General features: G+C 63.4%; 23 protein-coding genes and 1 riboswitch. Of the genes, 12 read left to right on the top strand and 11 right to left on the bottom strand.

Features of this window, described 5'->3' with window-relative positions; translation table 11 throughout:
* Positions 1–20 precede the first annotated feature (20 nt).
* Positions 21–1,169 carry a citrate/2-methylcitrate synthase gene (locus tag NKJ72_RS05200; RefSeq protein ID WP_352476136.1) on the top strand — a complete coding sequence of 383 codons (1,149 nt, stop codon included), beginning with the start codon at positions 21–23 and terminating at the stop codon, positions 1,167–1,169.
* Positions 1,170–1,212: 43 nt separating this feature from the next.
* On the opposite strand, the gene NKJ72_RS05195 is transcribed toward NKJ72_RS05200, so the two are convergent.
* The 3 genes from NKJ72_RS05195 to phaR all read right to left on the bottom strand — a co-directional run bounded on the left by NKJ72_RS05195 (position 1,213) and on the right by phaR (position 3,130).
* A complete protein-coding gene (locus NKJ72_RS05195) occupies positions 1,213–1,866 on the bottom strand; it encodes a TetR/AcrR family transcriptional regulator (RefSeq protein WP_352476135.1) in 654 nt (217 codons plus the stop codon).
* Between the two features lie 208 nt (positions 1,867–2,074).
* A complete protein-coding gene (locus NKJ72_RS05190; protein WP_352476134.1) occupies positions 2,075–2,353 on the bottom strand; it encodes a hypothetical protein in 279 nt (92 codons plus the stop codon).
* A 168-nt stretch (positions 2,354–2,521) separates the two neighbouring features.
* Entirely contained in the window at positions 2,522–3,130 is a 609-nt protein-coding gene (gene phaR / locus NKJ72_RS05185; protein WP_254816501.1) for a polyhydroxyalkanoate synthesis repressor PhaR, read from the bottom strand.
* A 278-nt stretch (positions 3,131–3,408) separates the two neighbouring features.
* Here phaR and NKJ72_RS05180 point away from each other — a divergent pair, with 278 nt between their 5' ends.
* Positions 3,409–4,593 (top strand): acetyl-CoA C-acetyltransferase, encoded by a 1,185-nt coding sequence (locus NKJ72_RS05180; RefSeq protein ID WP_254816500.1) that lies wholly within the window; start codon positions 3,409–3,411, stop codon positions 4,591–4,593.
* A 104-nt stretch (positions 4,594–4,697) separates the two neighbouring features.
* A complete protein-coding gene (gene phbB, locus NKJ72_RS05175; RefSeq protein ID WP_352476133.1) occupies positions 4,698–5,423 on the top strand; it encodes an acetoacetyl-CoA reductase in 726 nt (241 codons plus the stop codon).
* Positions 5,424–5,490: 67 nt separating this feature from the next.
* Here the strand turns inward: phbB and NKJ72_RS05170 are convergent, their stop codons facing one another.
* A complete protein-coding gene (locus NKJ72_RS05170; RefSeq protein ID WP_352476132.1) occupies positions 5,491–6,690 on the bottom strand; it encodes an FAD-dependent oxidoreductase in 1,200 nt (399 codons plus the stop codon).
* Here NKJ72_RS05170 and NKJ72_RS05165 point away from each other — a divergent pair.
* From NKJ72_RS05165 to NKJ72_RS05140, 6 genes are all read left to right on the top strand, one after another.
* A complete protein-coding gene (locus NKJ72_RS05165; RefSeq protein WP_352476131.1) occupies positions 6,677–7,408 on the top strand; it encodes a TetR/AcrR family transcriptional regulator in 732 nt (243 codons plus the stop codon). The two genes, NKJ72_RS05170 and NKJ72_RS05165, sit on opposite strands and share 14 nt — an antisense overlap.
* Entirely contained in the window at positions 7,405–7,710 is a 306-nt protein-coding gene (locus NKJ72_RS05160; RefSeq protein ID WP_352476130.1) for a hypothetical protein, read from the top strand. The genes NKJ72_RS05165 and NKJ72_RS05160 overlap by 4 nt, the downstream gene beginning before the upstream one ends.
* Positions 7,711–8,109: 399 nt before the next feature.
* On the top strand, positions 8,110–11,508 hold the full coding sequence (locus NKJ72_RS05155) for a helicase-related protein (protein ID WP_352476129.1): 3,399 nt from the start codon (positions 8,110–8,112) through the stop codon (positions 11,506–11,508).
* Between the two features lie 12 nt (positions 11,509–11,520).
* Positions 11,521–11,907: an RNA-binding S4 domain-containing protein gene (locus NKJ72_RS05150; protein ID WP_352476128.1), complete on the top strand. Its 387-nt coding sequence runs from the start codon at positions 11,521–11,523 to the stop codon at positions 11,905–11,907.
* Positions 11,908–12,055: 148 nt separating this feature from the next.
* Positions 12,056–12,394: a ferredoxin FdxA gene (gene fdxA, locus NKJ72_RS05145; protein WP_254816494.1), complete on the top strand. Its 339-nt coding sequence runs from the start codon at positions 12,056–12,058 to the stop codon at positions 12,392–12,394.
* Positions 12,395–12,762: 368 nt separating this feature from the next.
* Positions 12,763–13,344: a CarD family transcriptional regulator gene (locus NKJ72_RS05140; RefSeq protein WP_006327799.1), complete on the top strand. Its 582-nt coding sequence runs from the start codon at positions 12,763–12,765 to the stop codon at positions 13,342–13,344.
* Positions 13,345–13,420: 76 nt separating this feature from the next.
* On the opposite strand, the gene NKJ72_RS05135 is transcribed toward NKJ72_RS05140, so the two are convergent.
* From NKJ72_RS05135 to NKJ72_RS05125, 3 genes are all read right to left on the bottom strand, one after another.
* A complete protein-coding gene (locus NKJ72_RS05135; RefSeq protein WP_352476127.1) occupies positions 13,421–14,194 on the bottom strand; it encodes an amino acid ABC transporter ATP-binding protein in 774 nt (257 codons plus the stop codon).
* Entirely contained in the window at positions 14,191–14,871 is a 681-nt protein-coding gene (locus tag NKJ72_RS05130; RefSeq protein WP_023721020.1) for an ABC transporter permease subunit, read from the bottom strand. Before NKJ72_RS05130 ends, NKJ72_RS05135 begins: the two co-directional genes overlap by 4 nt.
* Positions 14,872–14,993: 122 nt before the next feature.
* Positions 14,994–15,767: an amino acid ABC transporter substrate-binding protein gene (locus tag NKJ72_RS05125; protein ID WP_352454874.1), complete on the bottom strand. Its 774-nt coding sequence runs from the start codon at positions 15,765–15,767 to the stop codon at positions 14,994–14,996.
* A gap of 325 nt (positions 15,768–16,092) precedes the next feature.
* Here NKJ72_RS05125 and NKJ72_RS05120 point away from each other — a divergent pair, with 325 nt between their 5' ends.
* Positions 16,093–16,950 carry an RNA polymerase factor sigma-32 gene (locus NKJ72_RS05120; RefSeq protein ID WP_352476126.1) on the top strand — a complete coding sequence of 286 codons (858 nt, stop codon included), beginning with the start codon at positions 16,093–16,095 and terminating at the stop codon, positions 16,948–16,950.
* Between the two features lie 13 nt (positions 16,951–16,963).
* Here NKJ72_RS05120 and NKJ72_RS05115 read toward each other — a convergent pair whose 3' ends face one another.
* The 4 genes from NKJ72_RS05115 to thiB form a co-directional block, all read right to left on the bottom strand.
* Entirely contained in the window at positions 16,964–18,433 is a 1,470-nt protein-coding gene (locus tag NKJ72_RS05115; protein ID WP_352476125.1) for a M48 family metalloprotease, read from the bottom strand.
* Positions 18,434–18,687: 254 nt separating this feature from the next.
* Positions 18,688–19,479, bottom strand: coding sequence for a thiamine ABC transporter ATP-binding protein (thiQ, locus tag NKJ72_RS05110; protein WP_352476124.1), 792 nt, complete (start codon positions 19,477–19,479; stop codon positions 18,688–18,690).
* The gene (thiP, locus tag NKJ72_RS05105) at positions 19,476–21,095 is read right to left on the bottom strand and encodes a thiamine/thiamine pyrophosphate ABC transporter permease (protein WP_352476123.1); all 1,620 of its coding nucleotides are present in this window, start codon (positions 21,093–21,095) and stop codon (positions 19,476–19,478) included. The genes thiQ and thiP overlap by 4 nt, the downstream gene beginning before the upstream one ends.
* A gap of 240 nt (positions 21,096–21,335) precedes the next feature.
* A complete protein-coding gene (gene thiB, locus NKJ72_RS05100) occupies positions 21,336–22,349 on the bottom strand; it encodes a thiamine ABC transporter substrate binding subunit (RefSeq protein ID WP_352476122.1) in 1,014 nt (337 codons plus the stop codon).
* A gap of 43 nt (positions 22,350–22,392) precedes the next feature.
* Positions 22,393–22,507, bottom strand: a riboswitch (TPP riboswitch).
* A gap of 140 nt (positions 22,508–22,647) precedes the next feature.
* Here thiB and NKJ72_RS05095 point away from each other — a divergent pair.
* Positions 22,648–23,292 (top strand): thiamine diphosphokinase, encoded by a 645-nt coding sequence (locus tag NKJ72_RS05095; protein ID WP_352476121.1) that lies wholly within the window; start codon positions 22,648–22,650, stop codon positions 23,290–23,292.
* Position 23,293: 1 nt separating this feature from the next.
* Positions 23,294–25,114: an ABC-F family ATP-binding cassette domain-containing protein gene (locus NKJ72_RS05090; RefSeq protein ID WP_352476120.1), complete on the top strand. Its 1,821-nt coding sequence runs from the start codon at positions 23,294–23,296 to the stop codon at positions 25,112–25,114.
* The last annotated feature ends 68 nt before the right edge of the window (positions 25,115–25,182 follow it).

Below are 25,182 nucleotides of genomic sequence, written 5' to 3'. Positions count from 1 at the left end.
ATCAACATGACAGGACTCACATGACGGAGTGGCTGACGCGGGACGAGGCCCTGGAGCGTCTCAAGGTGCGCGCCCAGACGCTCTATGCCTATGTCAGCCGCGGACGCATCGGCATGCGGCCGGATGGGGCGGATCCACGCCGTAGCCAGTATCGCGCCGACGACATCGCGGCGCTGGCGAGCCGCCGGGCGCGCGGCCGAAATCCTCAGGCCATCGCCGAAAGTGCAATTGCCTGGGGTGAGCCGGCGATAGCCACCACGATCTCGACCGTTTTGCACGGCCGCCTCGTCTATCGCGGCCAGGATGCGGTTGCACTCTGCGAGGCTGCCACGCTGGAGCAGACGGCAAACCTGCTTTGGGCGTCTGACGCACCAGTGTCGTTTGTCTCGGCGAGCCGCCATGGCAACGGCGCAACTGGCCGGCCGGCCGCCTTCGCGGGATTGGCCGCGTTGGCGGCCACCGGCCGGCCTTCGCTCGGCCGCCGATCAGCTTCGCTCAACCACGATGCCGCCGGCGCCATCGCCGCCCTGGCCCAGGCGCTCGGCGCGATTCCCGGAACCGGTGCCGTGCACGAAAGGCTGGCGCGGGGATGGTCGCTCGATGCGGCCGGCGCAGACTTGATCCGCCGCTCGCTCGTACTGTTGGCCGATCACGAATTGAACGCATCGACCTTCGCCGCACGGGTCGCCGCGTCCACCGGCGCACCTGTTTCGGCCTGCCTGCTTGCCGGCCTCGCCACGCTCTCCGGTCCGCGCCATGGCGCCGCCGCGGAGGCCGTCATGATATTGGGTGAGGATGCGCAGAGATTGGGGCCGGATGCGGCCGTCGGACGCTGGCTCGGTCACGACATGCCACTGCCCGGATTTGGCCATCCGCTTTATCCCGAAGGCGATCCGCGCGCCGAACCTTTGCTGGCCGCTATCGATGTCGATGATGGGCTGCTGCGGCTTTGCGATGCGGCCTTTGCGGCAACGGGCATGCGCCCGAACGTCGATTTCGCCTTGGCTGCGCTGACGCGCAGCCTCCGCTTGCCGTCCGATGCGCCGTTCCGTCTGTTCGCGCTCGGCCGCAGCGTCGGCTGGGCCGCGCACGCGGTGGAACAGGTGACAAGCAACGGCCTGATCCGGCCACGCGCCCGCTACCAGGGACCGCTGCCGGAGTTCCATTAGCTGGCGGCGCAATCCCGGGCCCTTTTTTTGGGTGCTGGCGGATTTAAGCTTTAGATGGAATGGTCATACGGCTCATGAAAAGTCGGAGAGCCCGCTGCGCGGCCAGGGCTGGCGGCTCGGACGGATGCCATTCCCGGAAATGACCATCGAGCGCCATGCGTGCCAACCCATACACGAGTGCACGCGCGGCAAGCACGAGATGATCAAAGTCGGTGTCGGGAGCAAGCCGACCGTGTTGTTGCGCTTGCGTCAGCAAGTCGATCATCCTCCGCCGAATAGCCTCATTCTGATGACGAAGGCTGTCCGACGCTTCAAAATCAATTAGGGTTCTGGAACTGATGATCTGGAAATGCGTGGGGTTGGTAATTGCCCATTCCAGATAGCCTTGTCCGATTGCTTCGAAAGCCTCAATGGGATCTGCGCTGCCGATTTTCGACTGCGCCTTGGCAACAGCCTCTGTCAGCCGATCCATGGCCTGTTCGGCGACCGCGGTTAGCAACGCTGTTTTCGATCGAAAATGCCGGAATGGTGCGCCGGGTGAAACGCCGGCACGTTTTGCGGCTTCGCGTACGGAGACATGCTCGGCTCCCCGTTCCTCGATGATCTCCACGGTTGCCGCGATCAAGGCCTCGACAAGATTGCCGTGATGGTATCGCTTGGCATGTCCGGCTTCGTCGGAATCAGTAGTCTTGGTCATCTCAGCCAAATAGCACGAGAGCGGAATGTAAACACTGATTATTTCCCTTGCGTTCGAGCCCTGCGTATGTAATCAATGTTTACATCGCAACGGAGGTTACCATGTTTCGCATCACCGCAACGACTGCCCTCGCTTTCTCCTTATTGTCGCTCGTGTCTGCCGAGGCCGAGGATCGGCCCACCCTGGAAATCGCCTGCCGACCGCAGGTTCAGTTGTCGAACTGGGCAATGCTCCTGAGAAGGCGATAGGCGTCGTCGTCAGGAGCAACTTCAGGCTGCTCCCTGCGGGTGAGTGTGAGGAAATCAGCCAATGCGGCCACGTGCATATGAAGATCGATCCCGACGGAGACACCTGCAACATCCCCGGCAAGTCGTACAACAGCATGAACAGCGACTTTGGCGGTGACCTTATCAAGGCCCGTTTCGGCCATTGCCCGAATGCCGCCGGCAGACACGTAATCGGCGTGCTTCTTGCCGATGATCATCACCGGCCCATTCTAGTAGACGGCAAACCTGTTACCGCTCTGGTGACGGTGACCACGAAATAGAGCATGCCACGATGCATAGCATGGATGACATCTCCGCCTTTCGAGACGAAGATGTTTATCACACGGTCTGCTGAAGGAAGTTTCGGCCGGCACTTCGCCAGCCGGCAGTCAGGACATCGTGTCGAGCTTGCGCTGCATCGCGGCGATCTGCTCCTTCAGTTCCTGAAGGTCGTCGGGTTTTTCCGGTGTTTCCTTCCTGGCCGGTTCGGCCGGGGCTGCTGCCGGCGCAGAGCCCGCAGGCGGGAACGGTGTGAACAGCCGCATGGCGTTCTGGAACATTTCCATGTTGCGCCGCGTCTGCTCCTCCAGCACCTTGATCGGCGTGGCGATCTTCATCATGTCCATCGGCGACTTGCCGAGCGCATCTTTCATCTGCTCGCGAAAGCGTTCCTGCTCCTTAGAGAAGGCCAGCATTGACTGCTCGAGAAAGCTCGGCACGATCATCTGCATCTGGTCGCCGTAATAGGCGATGAGCTGACGGAGGAACGGGATCGGCAGCATGTTCTGCCCGTCCTTGTTCTCCAGCTCGAAGATGATCTGGGTCAGCACCGGATGCGTGATGTCGTCACCGGTCTTGGCGTCCTGGACAGTAAAGTCCTCGCCTTTTTTGACCATTTCAGCGAGATCCTCGAGCGTCACATAGGTGCTGGTGCCCGTATTGTAGAGACGGCGATTGGCATATTTCTTGATAACAATAGGTTCGTCTTTTGCGGCCATCTGCATCCTCCCCGGACACCGGGCAGCTTAAGTAAGCCGCCGGTAACGATTGCGCCTTTTTAAAGAATATGCGCAAAAGCGTCATGAATCCAAGCAGTTTGTGCAGTGCGGGAACATTTTATGCTGCGCAGCACGGACGGGCCGCCGTTGCAGCGAGGTGCGGCATGCTTGCGGCAGTCGGACGCCATGCCCATTTCGGGTTTGACTCGGGTTGTGGAAAGGGCAAGAAAAGTCCCCGACGGCACCCGAAATCGTTCCCCGAAAGCCTGGAGAAGAACATGTCCGCTTCCAACGCCATCGTTGTCGCCAGTGCAGCGCGCACGCCTGTCGGCTCCTTCAACGGCGCCTTCGCCAACACGCCAGCCCATGAATTGGGTGCGGTCGCCGTCAGGGAAGCGCTTGTCCGTGCCGGCGTCGAGGGCAAGGAGGTGGACGAGGTCATTCTCGGCCAGATCCTGACCGCGGCCCAAGGGCAGAACCCGGCGCGGCAGGCGGCTATGGCCGCCGGCGTGCCGCAGGAGGCTACCTCCTGGGGCCTGAACCAGCTCTGCGGCTCGGGCTTGCGCGCCATCGCGCTCGGCATGCAGCAGATCGCCCAGGGCGACGCGAGGATCATCGTTGCCGGCGGCCAGGAATCGATGTCGATGGCTCCGCATGCGCAACATCTGCGCGGTGGCGTCAAGATGGGCGACTTCAAGCTGATCGACACCATGATCAAGGACGGCCTGACCGATGCCTTCTACGGCTATCATATGGGCAACACCGCGGAGAACGTCGCTCGCCAGTTCCAGATCACCCGCGACGACCAGGACCAGTTCGCACTGGCTTCCCAGAACAAGGCCGAGGCCGCGCAGAAAGCCGGAAAATTCAAGGACGAGATCGTTGCCTTTACAGTCAAGGGCAGGAAGGGCGACACCGTAGTCGACCAGGATGAATACATCCGCCACGGCGCGACAATCGACGCCATGACCAAGCTCAAGCCGGCTTTCGACAAGGAAGGCACGGTGACAGCAGCCAATGCCTCCGGCATCAACGACGGCGCCGCCGCCGTGGTGCTGATGACCGAAGCGGAAGCCGCAAGGCGCGGCATCACACCTCTGGTGCGTATCGTTTCCTGGGCGACCGCCGGCGTCGACCCGCAAATCATGGGGACGGGACCGATCCCCTCCTCGCGCAAGGCGCTGGCCAAGGCCGGCTGGTCGGTCGGCGACCTCGATCTGGTCGAAGCCAACGAGGCCTTCGCCGCGCAGGCCTGCGCCGTCAACAAGGACATGGGCTGGGACCCGGCGATCGTCAACGTCAATGGCGGCGCCATCGCCATCGGCCATCCGGTCGGCGCCTCCGGCGCCCGCATTTTCAACACGCTGGTCTACGAGATGCGCCGCAGAAGTGCCAAGAAAGGTCTTGCCACGCTGTGCATCGGCGGCGGTATGGGCGTTGCCATGTGCGTGGAAGCATTGTGATGAGATAGGCGATACGAGTAGGATACTGGCGCAAAGCGAGTAGGGAATAGAGGGCAAACCCCACCGCTTCAACGCGCAGTCATCTGCATTTCCCGGGAGGACACATGACAAAGGTTGCAATCGTCACAGGCGGGTCGCGCGGCATCGGCGCGGCGATATCGGTCGCCTTGAAGAGCGCCGGCTATTCGGTGGCCGCAAACTACGCCGGCAATGAGGAAGCGGCAGCAAAGTTCAAGGCCGCGACCGGTATCCCGGTGTACAAATGGTCGGTCGCCGACTACGAGGCCTGCGCCGCCGGCATCAAACAGATAGAGGCCGATCTCGGTCCCGTCTCGGTGCTGGTCAACAATGCCGGCATCACCCGCGACGCGATGTTCCACAAGATGACGCGCGAGCAATGGAAAGAGGTCCTCGACACCAATCTTTCCGGCGTCTTCAACATGACGCATCCGTTGTGGGGTGGAATGCGCGACCGCAAGTTCGGCCGCATCATCACCATCTCCTCGATCAACGGCCAGAAAGGCCAGGTCGGCCAGGTCAATTATTCGGCTTCGAAGGCCGGCGACATCGGCTTCACCAAGGCACTGGCCCAGGAAGGCGCGCGCGCCGGCATCACCGTCAACGTCATCTGCCCCGGCTATATCGCCACCGAGATGGTCAAGGCGATGGACGAGAAGGTGCTCAACGAGCGTGTCATCCCGCAGATCCCGGTCGGCCGTCTCGGCGAGCCGGAGGAGATCGCGCGCTGCGTCGTCTTCCTCGCATCCGACGACGCCGGTTTCATCACCGGCTCGACCATATCAGCCAATGGCGGGCAGTACATTAGCTGAGGCCGGGGGAACCTCGTGGATGATGCCGTACCAGCACAACGGCAGGTACGGAAAGACAACCGGGCTGTCACGCGGCAAGCTTCAGCTCTGGGTTTTCTTTGGGCTGGGTTCGGATAACTGAACCGGGCTCGTGCGAAGGTGACGGCAGCCTGTTAAGCGACGCCCGGCTGAGGCCCGACAGCTTCAATGCGATGCGGCGCTTCAGGAATGGTGTGAGGTTCAGCACCGATAGTACGAGGTTGCGAACGAACCGCTTCACCGGACTGCGGGTAAGTGCCATGCCGGTCATCATGCCAGCCAGGTCAAGCACCTCTTGGGCTGCCGGGCGTCGCAGCGTTTCATAGAGTTCGAGCTCCGCTTCGGGGCGCACGCCGTTCACCACGTCGCCAAGCAATTGGCCAAGCACGACCGCGTCGACGATGCCGGTATTCATGCCTTGCCCTCCCGCCGGACTGTGCACGTGCGCGGCATCGCCCATCAGGAACAACCGGCCCTTGCGGTATGACCGGACCAGGCGGTGATGCACGCGAAACCGCGAGCTCCACGACAGGTCGAGCACGCGGGTTCTTTCTTTGGTCGGTCCACGGCTGTCGAGCAGCACCTGTATGTCTGCGACTGCGGGTTTTTCCGGTGCATCGTCCATTGTCGCGACGACGCGGTACGATCCGTCTGGGAGCGGCGCCACCACCACCAGTCCGGCTGGCGCAAAGAACAGCGACACTTCGGTTGGCCCAACCGGCCAGTCGAGACGAACGTCGGCGAGAACGAACGACGCCTCATAGGCCGCGCCGTCGAACTCTATGCTGGCCGAGTTGCGCACCAGGCTGTGCATGCCGTCGCCGCCAACGACGTAACGTGTCGATATGATCTTTTCGCGGCCGTTTTCGACCACCGTCACGCGCGCACCGTCAGTGTCCTGAACCACAGCTTTGGCCTCGACCATGCGGTGGATCACGCCGCCCAGGGCCGTAATCCGCTCGGCAAACACCTGCTCGGTGAGATTCTGAGGCAGCATCATCAGATAGGGATGCCTCGACGGAAGCTTTCCGAAATCGAGCTTGAGCAGTGCCCGGCTGCGATCTCGGATGGCGAAATTCTGCAGCTTCAGGGCAAGTTCGCTCAGCCGCTGCGTGACGCCCAGAGGCTCCAGCGCCTCCAGCGTCTGTGCGTGGATGACGCCGGCCCGCGAGGTATGAAGGCTCTCCCCAAGCCTGTCGATCAGAACATGGTCGATCCCGGCCTGGTGCAGCACGATGGACAGCGCCAAGCCAGTCGGGCCGGCGCCAATAATCAGGACTTCCGTTTTATCTGGCAACATTTTCTCTCTCCATTTATCAACACATGTTGACTTTCTAACCGAAGCCATTGCGTTTGTCAACAGCCGTTGGCATATGGATTTCATGAGCGAGAATCAGCAGAAGAAAACCAGCAAGTCGGACCGCACCCGCGCCCAGATCCTCGAAGCCGCGAGGCTGCTGTTCGCCAAGCACGGCTATGACGGCGCCTCCATCCGCGACGTCGCCGCCCATGCCTCGATCGATCCGGCAATGGTGATCCGCTATTTCCGCAGCAAGGACGAGCTATTCGCCAGAGCGGCGGTCGTCGACCTGAAATTGCCGGCACTGCGGGTGATCGATCGAACCGCCATCGGCAAGACACTGATCGGGCGATTTCTCGAAATCTGGGAAGATCCGGCCAACGGTACCGGCATGGCAATTCTGCTGCGGTCGGCGACGTCGAACGAATTCGCCGCCGAAAAGTTGCGCGATGTATTTGCCAACCAGGTGAGGCCACTGGTTGCGGCGGTCGCTGATCCCGCCGATGCGGGCCGGCGGGCCGGACTCATTTCCAGCCAGCTGCTGGGTTTGGCGATGTGCCGTTACCTGCTGCGCCTACCGCCGGTCGTCGCCCTGTCTCACGACGAAATCATCCAGACCGTCGGCCCTACATTGCAGCGCTATGCCGTCGGAGAGGACGTGCCTTGAACAAGCCGTTCAGCGTGGGGCCGAGTCTGAGCCTCATGCGGCAAGTGCGCCGACCGATTGGCCATGACGCCGGCGTGTGCCGAACCAGCACGCAAAGGTTAATGGCCGCTGCGCAGCCTGTGCAAAAACCGCCCGGCAGCCTGTGGATTCTCGGTGGAAAAGCTGTTCACAACACAACATGTTGCGGTGAACAAACCAAGAAACTTCGGCTATCTCTGATTCGTCGCCGATTCGTTCCGGCTTTGAGCGGAACGTTAACGGCGAGAGCTGAAAACACCCTCGAAATGATTAAAGCGCGTTAGGAAACATCAATAATTTCATAATGTTGTGCGAAGCAGATTGGCCACCCACGACCATTCACCGGCAAAGGTTAACCGTGGTGCTCGCCTGGATGCCGCCTGCATGAATCGGGCCAGTTTCCGTGATTCAGCATGTGGTGAGGTACGCCGGCAGAAAACCCAGATGTAGCCGTGAACAAAACCTGAATCGGCGAGAGTCAGTGATTCGTCGCTGATTCGTTCCAGACTCGTTCCAACTGTTAATCGGGAACAGATTTTCTGGCTTTGAAGCGACCAATCGGCCTGCCCTCGGCACATTCCGCTTTCGCTTCGCGCCCGAAATCCCTATGTGTCGCCTGTCATACGCGGCCAATATGGGCGCGCTCCCGACAATGCGAGGCGGAGAGCCTTATTTCCAGGCCGATGAACATCCATCCGAAACACACTGAACCGCTGATCCTGACCGGCCGAGACGTGACGGCCGTGCTCGGCCCGACCAACACCGGCAAGACCCATCTCGCAATCGAACGCATGGTGGCGCATGAAAGCGGCGTCATCGGCCTGCCGCTCAGGCTGCTTGCCCGCGAGGTCTATGCGCGCGTCTGCGAGAAGGTCGGCGCCCATAAGGTTGCGCTCATCACCGGCGAGGAAAAGATCCAGCCGGCTGGCGCGAAATACTCGGTCTGCACGGTGGAAGCGATGCCGCGCGAGACCGACGCCGCCTTCGTTGCCATCGACGAGGTCCAGCTCGCCGGCGATCTCGAACGCGGCCACATCTTTACCGATCGCATCCTGCATCTGCGCGGCCGCCAGGAGACGCTGCTGCTTGGCGCGGCCACCATGCACGGCATCCTGCAGCGCCTGCTGCGGGGCGTGTCGGTGGTGACCCGGCCACGGCTGTCGCATCTTGCTTATGCCGGCTCGAAGAAGCTGACCCGCCTGCCGCGGCGCACCGCGATCGTCGCCTTCTCGGCCGACGAGGTCTATGCCATTGCCGAGCTGATCCGCCGCCAGCAAGGCGGTGCCGCCGTCGTGCTCGGCGCACTCAGCCCGCGCACCCGCAACGCCCAGGTGGCGCTGTTCCAGTCGGGTGACGTCGACTACCTCGTCGCCACCGACGCCATCGGCATGGGCCTCAACCTCGACCTCGACCACGTCGCCTTCGCCCAGAACCGCAAATTCGACGGCTACCAGTACCGCAACCTGACGGCGGCCGAACTCGGCCAGATTGCCGGCCGCGCCGGCCGGCATTTGCGCGACGGCACCTTCGGCGTCACCGGCCAGGTCGATCCGCTGGATGAGGAACTGGTCAAGAAGATCGAGGCGCATGATTTCGACCCGGTGAAAGTGCTGCAGTGGCGCACCGCGCATTTCGATTTCGCCAACCTCGATGCGCTGAAGCGCTCGATCGAGACCAACGCCCCGGTCGAAGGCCTGACGCGCGCGCTGCCGGCCGTGGACGCGCAGGCGCTCGAGCATCTGTCGCGCGACGAGGACGTCCGGGCACTCACCACCGATGCCAGACGCGTGGCGCTGCTGTGGGAAGCCTGCGCGCTGCCCGACTACAGGAAGATCGCGCCGGCCCAGCACGCCGACTTGATCGCCTCCATCTACATGGACCTTGCCAGGCATGGCCATGTCGACGAGAACTACATGGCCGAGCAGGTGCGCCGTGCCGACACCACCGAAGGCGACATCGACACGCTGTCGCACAGGATTGCCCAGATCCGCACATGGACCTTCGTTTCCAACCGACCCGGCTGGCTGGCCGATCGGGCACACTGGCAGGAAAAGACGCGCGAAATCGAAGACAGATTGTCGGATGCGCTGCATGAGCGGTTGACGAAACGTTTTGTAGACCGCAGGACTTCCGTCCTCATGCGGCGCCTTAGAGAAAACACGATGCCTGAAGCCGAAATCAGCCCAACCGGAACCGTCCTCGTCGAAGGCCATCATGTCGGCGAGCTGCAGGGTTTCCGCTTTACCGCCGACCAGAGCGCCGGCGGCGAGGACGCCAAGGCGGTGCGGGCGGCGGCGCAGAAGGCGCTTGCCGCCGAGTTCGAGGCGCGGGCCGAGCGCTTCGGCGCCTCTGCCAATGGCGACATCGCCCTGGGTTCGGATGGCACGCTGCGCTGGATCGGCGCGCCGATCGGCACGCTGGTCGCCGGCGAAGACGCTTTGAAGCCGCGTCTCGTCCTGCTGGCCGACGAGCAGCTCACCGGTCCGGCCCGCGACAAGGTTGCGGCGCGCGCCGAGCGCTTCGTCAATTTCCAGATCGAATCCCTGCTGAAGCCGCTGGTCGACCTCAAGAATGCCGAGCAGATCACCGGCATCGGCCGCGGCATCGCTTTCCAGCTTGTCGAGCATTTCGGCCTCATCAACCGTCGCGACATCGCCGACGAGATGAAGTCGCTCGACCAGGAAGGCCGCGCGGCGCTTCGCCGCCTCGGCGTGCGCTTCGGCGCCTACCATGTCTTTGTGCCGGCACTGATCAAGCCGGCACCGGCCGGGTTGATCACGCTGCTGTGGGCGCTGAGAAACGACGGCAAGGACAAGCCCGGCTTCGGCGATGTCGTTCACGCACTGGCCTCCGGCCGCACCTCGGTGGTCATCGATCCGACCTTCGACAAGACCTTCTACAAGCTTGCCGGCTACCGCAATCTCGGCCGGCGTGCTGTACGCGTCGATATTCTCGAGCGGCTGGCCGACCTGATCCGACCGGCGACCAACTGGAAGCCGGGCCTCGGGCCTCGCCCCGATGGCGCCTATGACGGCCAGTCCTTCATGGTGACGCCGCCGATGATGTCGATCCTCGGCGCGACCGCCGACGACATGGAAGAAATCCTGAAGGGGCTCGGCTATCGCGCTGATGCCAAACCGGCGGCCGAGGTCAAGGCGCGGCTCGAAGCACAAGACAATGCCGCGCGCGAAGCGGCCGCTGCAAAGCAGGCGGCTGAAGACGCAACACGAGTCGAGCAGGCGAGGATGGCGGAAGCATCTGCCGCGGCAGAGCTGCCGGCGGAGGCTTCGGAACCCGTGTCGAATGCGGCTCCCGTTGCGGAGGCGGCGGCCGAAGCTGTAACCGAAGCGACGGCAGAGCCTGTCGCGGAAGCTCCACCCTCTGAAGCTGCGGCAGAAGTCACGCAAGAGATCCTGCCCACCGCCGAAGCGGTTGCAGAACCAGCGGCCGAGCCAAGGGCGGCGGAACTTGGGGCGGAAACTGAGGCTTCGGCACCGGCAGAGCCGCCGATCTTCGAAACGACGGAAGCATCGCCGGCCGAACCTGCAGCGACGGCGGAAGCCGTCCCCGACGACGCTGTCCCGGAGGCGGAGGAGCCAAAACCTATCCTGTTGTGGCGGCAGGGTCGTTTCGACCAGCGCCCGCGTCATCGCCAGCATGACAACCGCCCCCGGGACAATCATCGGGGCAATCGCGCGCGCAATGGTCAAGCTGCGCCGGACAGTCGCAGCGATGCGCCGGTAGATGCCGGCGGGCAACCGACGCCAGGCGACCGGGCCGCCCGTCAGGGGCGCCACGACCCGCGTGACGGCGCCGGCAAACCGCGCTTCGATCGCAGCAAGTTCAAGCCTAAACCGCAAGGCGAGGCTGGAGAGCATCGCGCCGGCAAGCCACAAGGCGACCGCCCCGACCGGCGCGAAAACCGGCCCGACTGGAAGGCTGGCCGGCAGGACGGCAAAGGCAGCGCCCAAGGCGCAAAGCCCGCCTTCCAGCCAAAGCCGCGTGAGGAACGCCCGGTCCGCTTCGACCCGGACTCGCCCTTCGCCAAGCTCGCCGCGTTGCGCGACCAGCTGAAGAAGTAAGCTGCTCGTCCAATGGTCACTGATGCCCGCCAGCGCATCGACAAGTGGCTGTTCTTCTCGCGCGCGGTAAAATCGCGCACGCTGGCAGCCAGGCTGGTCGTCGCCGGACGCGTCCGCATCAATCGCGACAAAGCAGCGCAGGCCTCCGATACGGTCCGGCCGGGCGACGTTTTGACCATCACGCTGGAGCGGCGGATCTTCGTCTGGAAAGTCCTTGGCACCGGCGTACGGCGTGGCCCGGCCGAAGAGGCCCGCCTGCTCTACGAGGACATGTCGCCGCCCGCCACGCCCAAGGGCGAGGCGCTTCCGGATGCGGTGCCGCCGTTGCGCGAGGCCGGCAGCGGTCGCCCGACGAAGAAGGAACGCCGCCAGACCGACCACCTGCTCGGCGACGATTGAGCAAGGTCGAACGCCCGCTTTGCCGGCCTTCCGGAATTCCATTCCGGAAACCGCGGCACCGCTGGCAGGGGCCGCCCTTGCCACCAGCGGACAAAGGCGTTACCTCACCAAAAAAGCCCAACAAAATGGGACGTCCCGGAGCCGACCAATGACCTATGTCGTGACCGACAATTGCATAAAATGCAAATACATGGACTGCATCGAGGTCTGTCCGGTCGACTGCTTCTACGAAGGTGAGAACATGCTCGTCATCCACCCGGACGAGTGCATTGATTGCGGCGTCTGCGAACCGGAATGCCCGGCCGACGCCATCAAGCCCGACACCGAACCGGGGCTCGACAAATGGCTGCAGATCAACACCGAATATGCCGAGAAATGGCCCAACATCACCGCCAAGAAGGAGCCGCCGGCCGACGCTAAAACTTTCGATGGCGAAACTGGCAAGTTCGAGAAATATTTCTCCCCCGAGCCCGGCGAAGGCGACTGACGAGCCGGCCGGCTGCGGCGGCCTGACGCCGCGTAACAGACGTGATACATTAACTGCCTTGACAGGCGGCGCCGGCGCGTGGCCTTCGCGCGTGCAGCAAAACCTTGATTCTTCCGACTTTTTGTGTTATATCAGCCAAACATGCCGGTGACACAACGTCGATTTATGGCGCAAACGCCCCAAATCACTGAAAGGTGAATTTCTCAATCCGGACCAGAGCGATCTGGGGCAGGCGGTCGCAATGTTGCGATTTGCCGGTCCTGGCCTTTCCGGTGAGTTCATCGTTGTGTGGCTAAGGACCGGTCACCCCGGTCGCACGAGTTCGGGCCGGCACGATGCCGGTACCACAACAAGGAGTTCAGGGCGTAATGGCAACGATCACCCCGCAGAAGAAGTCCACCGCAGCGCGCCACGGTTTCAAGACCGGCGAGTACATCGTCTATCCGGCGCATGGTGTCGGCCAGATCGTCTCGATCGATGAGCAGGAAGTCGCGGGCCACAAGCTGGAGCTGTTCGTCATCGACTTCCAGAAGGACAAGATGCGTCTCAAGGTGCCGGTCGCCAAGGCGACTTCGATCGGCATGCGCAAGCTGTCGGAAGAGGATTATGTCGAGCGCGCGCTGAAGGTCGTGCAGGGCCGCGCCCGCGTCAAGCGCACCATGTGGTCGCGCCGCGCCCAGGAATATGATGCCAAGATCAACTCCGGCGATCTGATCTCGATCTCGGAAGTGGTGCGCGACCTCTATCGCGCCGACAACCAGCCGGAGCAGTCCTATTCCGAGCGCCAGCTCTACGAGGCGGCCCTCGACCGCATGGCCCGCGAGATCGCGGCCGTCAACCGCATGTCGGAGACCGAAGCGGTGCGCCTCATCGAGGTGAACCTCAACAAGGGCCCCAAGCGCGGCGCCAAGGCCGACAACGAGGAAGCCGAGCAGGAAGAAGCTGCCTGAGTCTTTTCGCCTTCGAATTCAGAAAAACCCGGCCTCGCGCCGGGTTTTTTGTTTTGGCTGACCGGTAATGGCCATTCTAGCTCTTGCCGCCGCCTTCCCGTTCCGCCTCCTGCTTCAGCGTGGCGATGAACCGCTTGGTCCGCTGGCGCTCGGGGTTGCTGAACAGTACCGCGGCCGGCCCTTGTTCGACGATGTTGCCGGCATCGAGGAACACCACTTCCCGCGCGATCTTCGAGGCGAGCCGCAGATCATGCGTCGCCATCACCATTGTCGTGCCCTCGCTGGCGAGCTTGCCGAGCACGTCGACCACCTCCTGCGCCAGTTCCGGATCGAGCGCCGAGGTCGGCTCGTCGCAGAGCAGGACTTTCGGCGAAGGCGCCAGCGCCCGGGCAATCGCTACGCGCTGCTGCTGGCCGCCTGACAGCGTCGCCGGCCAGGCATCGGCCTTGTGCGCCATGCCGACCTTTTCGAGCAGGGCCAGCGCCCGTCCGCGCGCTCTTTCCTTGGGCCATTTCAGCACCGTCACCAGCCCCTCCATGATGTTCTCGATCGCAGTGCGATGCGGAAACAGTTGGAAATTCTGGAACACCATGCCGGTCTGCAGCCGCAGTCGCTGGATATCCCTGGTCGAGACCCTGCCGCCGGGGCGGAACTCGAGTGCATCGTCGCCGATCCGCACCGTGCCTGAAGTCGGCAGCTCGAGCAGGTTTATGCAGCGCAAAAGCGTGCTCTTCCCGCCGCCTGAGGGCCCGACAAGCGCCGTGACGCTGCCTTCCTCGATGGTGACGGTCACGCCCTTCAGCACCAAATTGTCGCCGAAACGCTTTTCGATGTTGGTGAGGCCGATCATGCGCGCGCCTCCAGGAAGCCGCCATAACGGTTGAGCCGCGTTTCCAGCCGCGCCTGCAAGGCCGACAGCACGGAGCTCATGACCAGATAGAGAGCCGCTGCCTCGACATAGAGGATCAGCGGCTCATAGGTGGTGGCGACGATGCGCTGCGCCGCCTGGAACATCTCCGGCACGGTGATAGCGGCGGCGAGCGAAGTGTCCTTGACCAGCGAGATGAAGGTGTTGGACAGCGGCGGCACGGCGACGCGCCCCGCCTGTGGAAGAATGGTGCGCCGCATTGCCTGGGCCCAGGTCATGCCGATCGAATAGGCCGCTTCCCACTGGCCCTTGGGCACCGAACCGATGACTGCGCGGATGATTTCCGACGAATATGCGCCGATGTTCAAGGTAAAGCCGATCAGTGCTGCCGGAAAGGCGTCGAGCAGGATGCCGACCGATGGCAGGCCGTAGAAGATCAGGAACAGTTGCACGAGAAGCGGCGTGCCGCGGAATATCCAGACGTAGAAGCGGACCACGGCGACCAGCGGTTTGGGACCGAACAGCCGGACAAGCGCCACAACCAGGCCTAGGACAAGACCGAATGCAAACGACAGCAGCGTCAACGGCACGGTGAAGATCAGTGCGGCCCACAGCAGCGTAGGCAGGGATTCCAGCATCAGTTGCAGCCAGTGCGGCACGAAGGCTCCTCCTTGCCAGATTGCCGTCGCTCACATCACGCGAAAGCGGCGGGCCGTCAAAAGACAGCTCGCCGCGGTATGAACGACGCGGGCCGGCGTTCGGCCCACACGAGAAAGCCGTTTTACTTCGAAACGTCCTGGCCGAAATAGGTGTCGGCGATTTTCTTGTAGGTGCCGTCGGCCTTGATGTCGGCCAGCGCCTTATTGATGGCGGCCACCAGTTCCGGATCGCCCTTGCGCACGATGACGCCGGAATAGTCGGCGTTTTCCTCCTGCGCAGCAATCTTCACATTGGCGTCGGGCTTGTGCTTCTTGAAGTCGAGGAAGGACAGACTGTCATTGATGGTGGCGTCGGCGCGGCCGGTAAGAAGAAGCTGGATCGACTGGTCGAAGCCGTCGGTGCCGACGAGTTCGGCGCCGTTGGTTTCAGCCAGCTTGCCGAAGTTCGAAGTCAGCGACTGCGCCGCCTTCTTGCCCTTGAGATCGGCGAAGCTCTTGATATCGGTGTTGTCGCCACGCACGATCAGCACCGCCTTGGAGGCGATGTAGGGATCAGAAAAGTCATATTTGGCCTTGCGCGCCTCGGTGATGCCGACCTCGTTGATGACGGCATCGTAGCGGTTGGCGTCGAGACCGGCGATCAGCCCGTCCCATTTGCCTTCGAGGAACTGGGCTTTGACGCCGAGGCGCTCGGCGATGGCCCGCGCGATCTCGACGTCGAAGCCGACGAGCGCGCCGGAAGCATCATGATAGGTGAAGGGCGCATAGGTTCCTTCCGTGCCGACCTTGAAGACGCCGGACTGCTTGATCTGGTCGAGATTGGCGCCGGCATGACCGGCAGCGATGGCCAGAACCTGCAGCGTTCCGGCGATGATGAGCGATTTGAGCCATTTCATTTTTCTGTGATCCCGTCCTTGGCCGATGTCCGGCGTCATTGCGAGTGCCGGAAAATGACAGATGCGCGATGCCGGAATAAGAAACTAAATTTCAAAAATCTCGCGCCCTTGAAATCCAATTCTCAACCAGCAGTTCCCGGGGCCATCCGGCTGAGTCAAGGCCGGTGGCGAATCGCCTGGAACAGCGCAATCGACATGACAGTCCGGGGGAACATTCCCCCGCATGGCACGTTCTTCGCTGTTGTAGGGCGCGGCGCCGCCATTTCAACCATCGGCGCCAACTCACGATTCGATCGCACCGCAACGCCTGAAGCAGGAGCGCGGCATGATGGAAGACAGTGCAGGACGGACCATGGTTCGCGCGGCGATGAAAGCCCCTTATCTGGAACGTGACGAAGAGCATCTCCTGGCGCTGCGCTGGAAGGAAAACAATGACCAGCACGCGCTGCACCGCATCACCGTCGCGCATATGCGGCTGGTCATTTCCATGGCGTCGCGGTTTCGCCACTACGGCCTTCCGCTGGGCGACCTGATCCAGGAAGGCCATGTCGGGCTGCTGGAGGCCGCGGCCCGTTTCGAGCCCGAGCGAGAGGTGCGGTTCTCGACCTATGCGACATGGTGGATCCGCGCCTCGATGCAGGACTATATCCTGCGCAACTGGTCGATCGTGCGCGGCGGCACCAGCTCCGCGCAAAAGGCGCTGTTCTTCAACCTGCGGCGTCTGCGCGCCCGCCTGGCAAACGGCGCCGAGCAGACGTCGAATGCCACGCTCTACCGCGAAGTGTCGGCGGCTCTCGGGGTATCGGAGGCCGATGTGGCGATGATGGATTCCCGCCTTTCGGCGCCGGACAGCTCGCTCAACACGCCGCTTGCCGACGATGCGGGCGCAACCGAGCGGGTGGAGTTCCTGGTTTCGGATGACCCGCTGCCCGATGAGGTGGTCGGCGACACGATCGACGTCGAACGCCGCTCGGTGTGGCTGAAGACGGCGCTCGGCGCTCTCAATGCGCGAGAACTCAGGATTATCGAGGAACGCCGGCTGAGCGACGAGGGCGCGACGCTCGAAGCGCTTGGCGAAACGCTCGGCATCTCCAAGGAACGTGTCCGGCAGATCGAGGCGCGCGCCATGGAAAAGCTCAAGGCGGCGCTGGTAAAGCAGAATCCGGAATTTCTCGCGGCCTGAATCGCGTCGGCTGCTATTTGTCGGTGACGATCTTAACCTTGTCGCCGGCCGAAACCGCAGCACCCGGCGAGAGCGCGTTGAGCACCCTGAACAAATCCAGCTTGCGGTCGACGCCGACCATCTGTGCGGCCAGGGAGCCCATTGTCTGGCCGGGCCGCACCGTGACGATGCGGATACGCAGTGGCTTCAGTGCTGCCTTCTCGGCAGCACTCAGGATGCGGAATGAGCCGCTGACCGAGCGCGCGACCGTGCCCAGCGAGGTGCTGGCAGACGGTGCAGCAGTCAGCAAGCGGTAGACCTGGCCGCCGGCGCGGATCACCGCAATATCGAATTGCCAGCCATCGGCGCCGGCATGCGCGGTTGCCGCTTCGTTGCCGTTGATCGTTTCCTGGCGCACGCTGCTGTCGTCGAGCCCGGCAACCCAGCCGCTGCGGATGTAGTCGGTCAGCGAGCGGTCCTTGTCGATCGAAACGCCGTCGAAGCGGATTGCCATGTCGCCCGGGCCTGTGGCCGTCACCGCCGCCGCCGAATTGTCGATGATGAAGCCGTTGGGCACCGAGAACGACACGCCGAGGCCAGGATGCAGGAAGGTTTCGCCGCGCACATAGCCTTCCTCCGGCGTGTCGCCGTAGAGCAGCCCGTCTATGCCGGCAAGGAATGAATCGCGGTCGCGCGACCCGACACCGGGCGCGCCGAACTGGCGGGCGTGGCGCTGCGCGAGATCGATACGCTGCGGCGTGTTGGGGTGCGTCGCCAGGAAGTCGAGGCTGGCGTCGGTGGCGCCGCTGATCGAGCGGAAATCGGTATAGGCCGACATCGACTGCAGGAAGCGGCCGGCGGCGTAGGGGTCGAAACCGGCTTCGCCGATCGACTTGATGCCGATGGCATCGGCCTCCAGCTCCTGATTGCGCGAGAACTGGGCCAGCCTCAGCTTGCCGCGGATCAGCGCCGCCTTGGCCGTCGGGTTGTCGCCGAGCACGTCCGAAACGACCTTGGTCGCCAACCCCTCTTCGGCTTCCAGCTGCTGGCGCTGCAGACCATGATTGGCCGTAACGTGGCCCATCTCATGCGCAATGACGGCGGCAAGCTCGGCCGAATCGTTGGCCAGCGCCAGCAGGCCGCGGGTGATGTAGAGATAGCCGCCCGGCAGCGCGAAGGCATTGACGTTGGGCGAGTTGAGGATGGTGATGCGGTAGGTCTGGGTCGGGTTGGCCGACACCACGGTCAGTCTGCCGACGACCTTGGCCACCATGCGCTCGAGCTTGGGGTCGGAATACTCGCCGCCATAGGTGGCGAGGATGCGCGGGTGCTGCGCCTTCGCCAGTTCGGCGAGCCTGCTGTTAGCGGCGACATTGTCGACCGTAATCGGCTTGTCGGAGGGCTGGAAGCCCGATTCCTGCACGTCGGGAGGCGTGAACATCTGGCAGCTTGCCAGCGCCACGGCAAGACCGGCCAGCGCCAGAAAGCGCGCCAGCGGTTTCACCCTCCGATTGTCGATGCCGGTCGGCAGGTCGGCTTCCTTTCAAGTCCTGGGACGTGACCGCGAAAATCGGGCGCGATTTCCGGAAAGCATCACGCGCAAAATCAAGTTCTACGGCGTCCTTCGTGCGTCCGACAGATACGAGGCAGCAAGGGCAAATCACGGTCTAAGCCGGACCAGTTCCTGGCGGACCTAGCCACACTACCTCGACCATGGCAAGCAAGCGCCGCTTCGCCTTCCGCCGGTTTGACCATAAATTATGTCCGCTTCCGGGCAACATCTCGTGATCCAGCCGCAAACGGACCCGAGCCGATATAGCGTCGGAATGCCTCCGGTCCAGCCCCAACGAAAAAATCGGCGGCGGTGCCGGTCGCGGCAACCGTGCCACCGTCCAGGAAAACCATGTTTTGGCCGATACGGCGCGCATCGTCCGGCTGGTGCGTGACGAATAGCACCGTCATGCGCTGCTCCGAATGGACGTCGGCCACCAGGTCGAGCATGTCGTCGCGCAGTGCCGGTCCGAGCGAAGCGAACGGCTCGTCGAGCAACAGCACCGGCCGGTCGCGCACTAAAACCCGGGCGAGCGCGACGCGCTGCCGCTCGCCGCCGGAGAGTTCGCGCGGCAGTCGGCTTTCCTTGCCGGCAAGGCCGACGCGCTTCAGCGCTGCGGCGATTGCGGCGCGGTCAGCCTCGCCCAGCCTGAGCGAAGGCGAGCGGCCGAGCCCGACATTCTGCTCGAGGGACAGATGGGCAAACAGGTTGTTTTCCTGGAACACCATCGATACCGGCCGCGCTGATGGCGGCGCAGTGCTGACGTCGGCGCCGCCGATGAGCACGCGGCCTGACCGTGGCGCCTCGAAACCGGCCACCAGATTAAGCAGTGTCGACTTTCCCGAACCGCTCGGCCCCATGATGGCGGTGATTTCCGATGCCGGGAAATCGACATCGAACATAAGCGGCGTTTCACCATAGCTGAACGAGACATTATCGAGCCGCACGGCCGCGCCTTTTTCCACCGAAATGGAGCGTTCCGGGCCGATCGGCATCATGATTTCTCCCTCCTTCCCATCCAGTCCGCGGTCAGCACCAGCGCCAGGCAGACAAGGCCGAGCAGCAGCGCCAGCCCGGCCGCATCCTCGGTGCGGTAACTGCCCATGCGGGCCAGCAGCAGGTAGGGCAAGGTTTGCACGGAATCGCTGCCGAACAGCGCAATGACGCCAAGATCGCCGAGCGACAGCGCCATGGCGAAAGCGAAGCCGGTGGCGAGCGGCCGCCGCAGCGACGGCCAGTCGATCAGCCGCAACCGGTTCCAGCCCGAGATGCCAAGCTGTGCGCAAAGCCGTTCGTGGCGTTCGCTCGCTGCGTCATAGGCAGGGCGGATGGCGCGGATGGCGAACGGCATCGCCATCACCGCATTGACCGCAACGACCATGACAGGGGCGATCGCAAAGACATCGCTGACAGTGCGCAGGAGGAGGAACCAGCCGGCGCCGATGACGATGGGCGGCACCACCAGGACGAACCCCGCACCGGTGTCGGCCAGATGTTCGAGCAGCGTCCGTCGGCCTGTCCGCCGGGTGAGCGCCAGCGCCCGGCGTGCCATGACCAGCGACAGCGACAGCGCCAGGGAGAGCAGCGCCGATAAGACGGACAGCACGGCACTGGTCGCCGTCGCTTGCCGCACCGCGCTCTCGCCGGCCAGGCGGCCGAGATCGGCGCCAAGCCCGGCCGCCAGCGTGGCCGCCATCGGCCCGGCGACAAATAGCAGTGCCAGCCCGATCACCAGCGCGTTCAGGACGGTCTCGGCCGCACCGGCTGAAAAATACCGGCGCGGCGCCACCGGCAGATTGGCGTCGCCGGTCATATTGGCGCCAAGCCGCGTCAAGGCCAGCACGACCACGAAGGTTAGGGCAATCTGCAGCAGGGTCAGCGTCACAGCCCGCGCCGGGTCGAAGTCGAAACGCAGCGCCTGGTAGATGGCAACCTCCAGCGTCGTCGCGCTGGGTCCGCCGCCGAGCGTAAGCACGATGGTGAAGGAGGTGATGCACAGCATGAAAACGAGCCCGGCAACGCCCGGCAAGGCCGCACGCAGCGGCGGCCATTCGATCAGCCGGAAGGCCGGCGCAGCACCCATGCCAAGCTGGCTCGCCAGCCGCCATTGGTCGGCCGGCACGGTCTGCAACGCCTCCAGGAACAGCCGCGTCGCCAGCGGCAGGTTGAAGAAGACATGGGCGACGAGTATGCCCGACAGGCCATAGATGCCGGGCCAGCTCTGGCCGCCTAGCGCGCCCAGCGTGCCGGCAAAATAGCCGGCGCGGCCATAGAGCGCCAAGACACCGAGTGCAGCAACAATGGCCGGCAGCGCCAGTGGCACGGCGAAAAGCTGCAGGATAAAGCCTCGCCCGAAAAACTGTGGATGCCGCGACAGGGCACGCGCGGCGAACAGCGCTGGCGCGACGGAGAGCAGGGTCGACAGCAGAGCCTGCCAGAGCGTGAAACGGACGATACGCAAGAGATACGAATCGAAGGCGGAGGCGACACCGGACGGGTCGCGTGTGGCTTCGATGATCAGCCCTGCAAATGCTCCGCCGAGCAGAAGTGCTATTGCCGCAAGCGCGAGGATGCCGGCGGTGATGCGGGAGTCAGATGATGGTGCGCGTTGCACGCTAGACCACCAGATTCGAGATTCTTAGTGAGGATTGCGTTCCTTCGCGCCCCCCTCTGTCCTGCCGGACATCTCCCCCACAAGGGGTGAGATTGGCAGTTTCAGCGCTCTGCTCATTCCAGCAACATCGGCGACTGGCGAAAGCCGCCGTGCCGTCCGATCTCCCCCCTTGTGGGGGAGATGTCCGGCAGGACAGAGGGGGGCGCCGTAGAGCGATCATCTTCGATCAATCGGCCAAAGCTACTTGCTCATCACCGCAAGCCACTCATCGACCCAGCCCTTGCGGTGGGCCGCGACTTCCTCCGGGCTGAACAGCAAGGTCTTGGTCGGTTTGACCAGCTTGTCGAACGCCGGATTGAGCGGCTTGTCGGTCTTGCCGGCCGGGAACATCCAGTTGGTTTCGGGAATGACATCCTGGAATTTCGGTCCGGTCATGAAGGCGATGAACTTTTCCGCCAGGGGGTTCTTCGCGCCCTTGGTGGTGATCCCCGCAACTTCGATCTGCAGGTATTCGCCTTCCTCGAAGGACGCCGCCTGGTAGCGCTCGGTGTTTTCGGCGACCATGTGGTAGGCCGGCGACGTGGTATACGACAGCACCATCGGCGCCTCGCCCTTGGTGAACAGGCCGTAAGCCTCGCTCCAGCCTGGCGTCACCGTCAGCACCTTTGCTTTGAGCTTGGCCCAGGCTTCGGGCGCCTTGTCGCCATAGACCGACTTGACCCACAACAGCAGGCCAAGACCCGGCGTCGAGGTGCGCGGGTCCTGGATGACGATCTTCTCTCCGGCATCGCCCTCGACCAGTTCCCTGAGGCTCTTCGGCGGGTTCTTCAGTTTTTCGGTATTGTAGACGACGGCGAAATAGCCATAGTCGAACGGCACGAAAATATCGTCGCGCCAGCCGCCCGGCACGCTGACATCCGATATGGCGCCATGCGGCGAAAACAGGCCGGTTGCCTTGGCGTCCGCCGTCAAATTGGTATCGAGGCCAAGCACGATATCGGCCTTGGTGGCGGCCCCTTCCAGCTTCACACGGTTGAGCAGCGCCACGCCGTCAGCGACCGAGACGAATTCGATGACGCAACTGCACTCGGCCTCGAAGGCCTTCTTCACCGCCGGTCCCGGACCCCAATCGGCGGTGAAGCTTTCATAGGTATAGACGGTCAGTCTATCCTGTGCCGATGCCTGCCCTGGCAGGGCGAGCGCGGATGCCGCAAGCAGGACAATCGGGACAAGAGAGTGGAAAAAACTGCGCATCGGCGCCTCCTTCGTTCGCGTTGAAAGGAATTGAGGCGTCGGGCTGTCCGAAACGTCTAATCCCTCCGCCGGTACAAACCGGATCAGGTTCAGCGGGTTGGCAGTCTTGCCTCTCAGCCGGTCCGCGAAGATCGCGTCCGGCACCCCGTTAGAGCGTTTCGACACATAGGCCCGGCCGAAGTGCTGCGCAAGCGGAAGTTTGCCGGGCATCCAAAGCCCAGCCTTCCGTTTCGTCTGCCGTTTCATCTTCCGTTTCATTCTTCCGTTTCTGGGGCAGGGCTGGTAAGGGCCACGAGATATGAGCAAATTCACCATCCTGCTTGGCGGCGATCTCATCCGCACGCCGCTGCTCGACCGCCAGGTCGAAGGCTCGCGCGTCATCGCTGCCGATGCCGGCATCGGCCATGCCCGTATGCTGGGCCTGAGGCCGGAACTCTGGGTCGGCGATTTCGATTCCGTGCCTGCCGAGTTGCCGGAGGATCTGGCCGCCGTACCACGGCAGGTGTTTCCCGCCGAAAAGGACAAGACCGACGGTGAACTCGCTATCGCTGCCGCGCTCGAACGCGGTGCGACCAGCCTTGTGCTCGCAGGCGCTTTCGGCGGCAAACGCACCGACCACATCTTCCTGCATATGGCGCTGAGCGTCCGGCTGGCGGAAGGCGGGACGGAAGTGCTTTTGACCAGCGGCGCACAGGAAGGCATTCCCTTGCTGCCCGGAAAGGCTGGCTTCGACTATGCCGACGGCACGCTGTTTTCGGTGCTCGGCTTCTCCGATCTCGCCGGCCTGAGCGTCACCGGTGCCAAATGGCCGCTCGACCACGTCGAGGTTGCGTTCGGCTCGTCGCTGACCATTTCCAACGAGGTCAGGGGCCGGTTGGAAATCGCGCTGGCCAGCGGCCGCGCGCTGCTGCTCGCGCATCCTTTTCCCTTACCTGAAAGCTGACATGGCACCGCCGCTTCTCAATCTCGACGGGATAAAGCTGACCTTTGGCGGCACGCCGCTGCTCGACGGTGCCGCCCTGACGGCCTCAGTTGGCGACAAGATCGCCCTGGTCGGCCGCAACGGTTCGGGCAAGTCGACGCTGCTCAAGATCGCCGCCGGGCTGATCGAGCCGCAGGACGGCGAAGTCTTCCGCCAGCCTTCGGCAACCGTGCGCTACTTGCCGCAAATGCCCGACATGGACGGTTTTGCGACCGTCCGCGCCTATGTCGAGGCGGGGCTCGGGCCCGCCGACGATCCCTATCGCGCCACCTATCTGATGGAGCATCTCGGCCTGACCGGCGAAGAACGGCCGAACGACCTCTCCGGCGGCGAGGCGAGGCGTGCGGCACTCGCCCGCGTCATGGCGCCGGAGCCCGACATTCTCCTCCTCGATGAGCCGACAAACCATCTTGACCTGTCGGTCATCGAATGGCTGGAGGAGGAGCTTGCCCGCACCTCCTCGGCACTGGTCGTCATCTCGCATGACCGCCGTTTTCTCGAGCGCGTGTCACGCGCCACAATCTGGCTCGACCGCGGCCAGACCCGCCGTCTCGACAAGGGCTTTGGCTATTTCGAGGAATGGCGCGACACGGTGCTGGAGGAGGAAGAGCGCGAGCAGCACAAGCTCGGTCGCCAGATCGTGCGCGAGGAGCACTGGCTGCGCTATGGCGTGACAGCGCGGCGCAAGCGCAACATGCGCCGACTCGGTGAGTTGCAGACCATGCGCCAGCGCTTTCGCGGTCATCGCGGCGCCGAGGGTGCGGCGACGATGACAGCCAGCGACGCCGCCGAATCCGGCAAGCTGGTGATTGAAGCCAAGAACATCGAGAAGAGCTTTGGCGATCTGACCGTGGTCAAGGGATTTTCGACCCGCATCCAGCGCGGCGATCGCGTTGGCTTGGTCGGGCCGAACGGCGCTGGCAAGACGACACTGTTGAAGATGCTGACCGGCGAATTGAAGCCGGACGCAGGCACGGTGCGGCTCGGCACCAATCTGGAGATCGCCACGCTCGACCAGAAGCGCGAGGCCGTCGATCCACAGGAGACACTGGCGCAGTATCTCACCGACGGGCGCGGCGAGAACCTCGTCATCAATGGCGAACAGCGCCACGTCGTCTCTTACATGAAAGACTTCCTGTTCAAGCCGGAACAGGCGCGCACGCCGGTGCGCGAGCTTTCGGGCGGCGAGCGGGCACGGCTGATTCTCGCCCGCGTTTTGGCACGGCCGGCAAACCTGCTTGTGCTCGACGAGCCGACCAACGACCTCGACATGGAGACGCTGGAGCTGCTGCAGGAATTGGTCGCCGGCTTTGCCGGCACGGTGATCCTGGTCAGCCACGATCGCGATTTCCTCGACCGCACCGTGACGAGCATCATCGCGCCGGACGGCGACGGCCGCTGGATCGAATATGCCGGCGGCTATTCCGACATGCTGGCGCAGCGCGGCGGCACCAGGCTGGACGACCGCAAGGCGCGGCCGAAGGCAGAGACCAGCGAGGCGACGGCTGCAAGCAGGAGCGACGCGGCCGCTCCCAAGGGCCCGGCCAGGAAACTGTCGTTCAAGCAGAAATTCGCGCTGGAAACCTTACCCAAGAAGATCGAGGCGGTGTCGGCCTCGATCTCGCGGCTGGAGAACAATATCGCCGATCCGGCCTATTACGAGCGCGACCCGGCCTCGTTCCAGAAGACGATTGCCGCGCTCGACAAGGAGCGCGTCACACTGGCAGCGCTCGAGGAGGAATGGCTGGAACTCGAGATGCTGCGCGAGGAGATGGAGGGGTAATTCGCGAGTTCAAGCACCGTGTCATTGCGGCTAGACAGGAGTGCGCATATATTATGCGCATGCTGCGG

The organism is Mesorhizobium sp. M0045 (genome assembly GCF_040323385.1).
Classification (GTDB): Bacteria; Pseudomonadota; Alphaproteobacteria; order Rhizobiales; family Rhizobiaceae; genus Mesorhizobium.
The sequence above is the reverse complement of the archived record's forward strand: the minus strand, read 5'-3'. Positions and strand labels throughout refer to the sequence as shown.

Coding starts and splice junctions, on each gene's coding strand:
- NKJ72_RS05155 (WP_352476129.1), top strand. CDS start 8,110: ATGAACATCCATCCGAAACACACTGAACCGCTGATCCTGACCGGCCGA.
- thiQ (WP_352476124.1), bottom strand. CDS start 19,479: ATGATGCCGATCGGCCCGGAACGCTCCATTTCGGTGGAAAAAGGCGCG.
- thiB (WP_352476122.1), bottom strand. CDS start 22,349: ATGCGCAGTTTTTTCCACTCTCTTGTCCCGATTGTCCTGCTTGCGGCA.
- NKJ72_RS05090 (WP_352476120.1), top strand. CDS start 23,294: ATGGCACCGCCGCTTCTCAATCTCGACGGGATAAAGCTGACCTTTGGC.
- NKJ72_RS05150 (WP_352476128.1), top strand. CDS start 11,521: ATGGTCACTGATGCCCGCCAGCGCATCGACAAGTGGCTGTTCTTCTCG.
- NKJ72_RS05095 (WP_352476121.1), top strand. CDS start 22,648: ATGAGCAAATTCACCATCCTGCTTGGCGGCGATCTCATCCGCACGCCG.
- NKJ72_RS05140 (WP_006327799.1), top strand. CDS start 12,763: ATGGCAACGATCACCCCGCAGAAGAAGTCCACCGCAGCGCGCCACGGT.
- NKJ72_RS05125 (WP_352454874.1), bottom strand. CDS start 15,767: ATGAAATGGCTCAAATCGCTCATCATCGCCGGAACGCTGCAGGTTCTG.
- phaR (WP_254816501.1), bottom strand. CDS start 3,130: ATGGCCGCAAAAGACGAACCTATTGTTATCAAGAAATATGCCAATCGC.
- fdxA (WP_254816494.1), top strand. CDS start 12,056: ATGACCTATGTCGTGACCGACAATTGCATAAAATGCAAATACATGGAC.
- NKJ72_RS05195 (WP_352476135.1), bottom strand. CDS start 1,866: ATGACCAAGACTACTGATTCCGACGAAGCCGGACATGCCAAGCGATAC.
- NKJ72_RS05180 (WP_254816500.1), top strand. CDS start 3,409: ATGTCCGCTTCCAACGCCATCGTTGTCGCCAGTGCAGCGCGCACGCCT.
- phbB (WP_352476133.1), top strand. CDS start 4,698: ATGACAAAGGTTGCAATCGTCACAGGCGGGTCGCGCGGCATCGGCGCG.
- NKJ72_RS05120 (WP_352476126.1), top strand. CDS start 16,093: ATGATGGAAGACAGTGCAGGACGGACCATGGTTCGCGCGGCGATGAAA.
- NKJ72_RS05135 (WP_352476127.1), bottom strand. CDS start 14,194: ATGATCGGCCTCACCAACATCGAAAAGCGTTTCGGCGACAATTTGGTG.
- NKJ72_RS05200 (WP_352476136.1), top strand. CDS start 21: ATGACGGAGTGGCTGACGCGGGACGAGGCCCTGGAGCGTCTCAAGGTG.
- NKJ72_RS05165 (WP_352476131.1), top strand. CDS start 6,677: ATGGACAGCGCCAAGCCAGTCGGGCCGGCGCCAATAATCAGGACTTCC.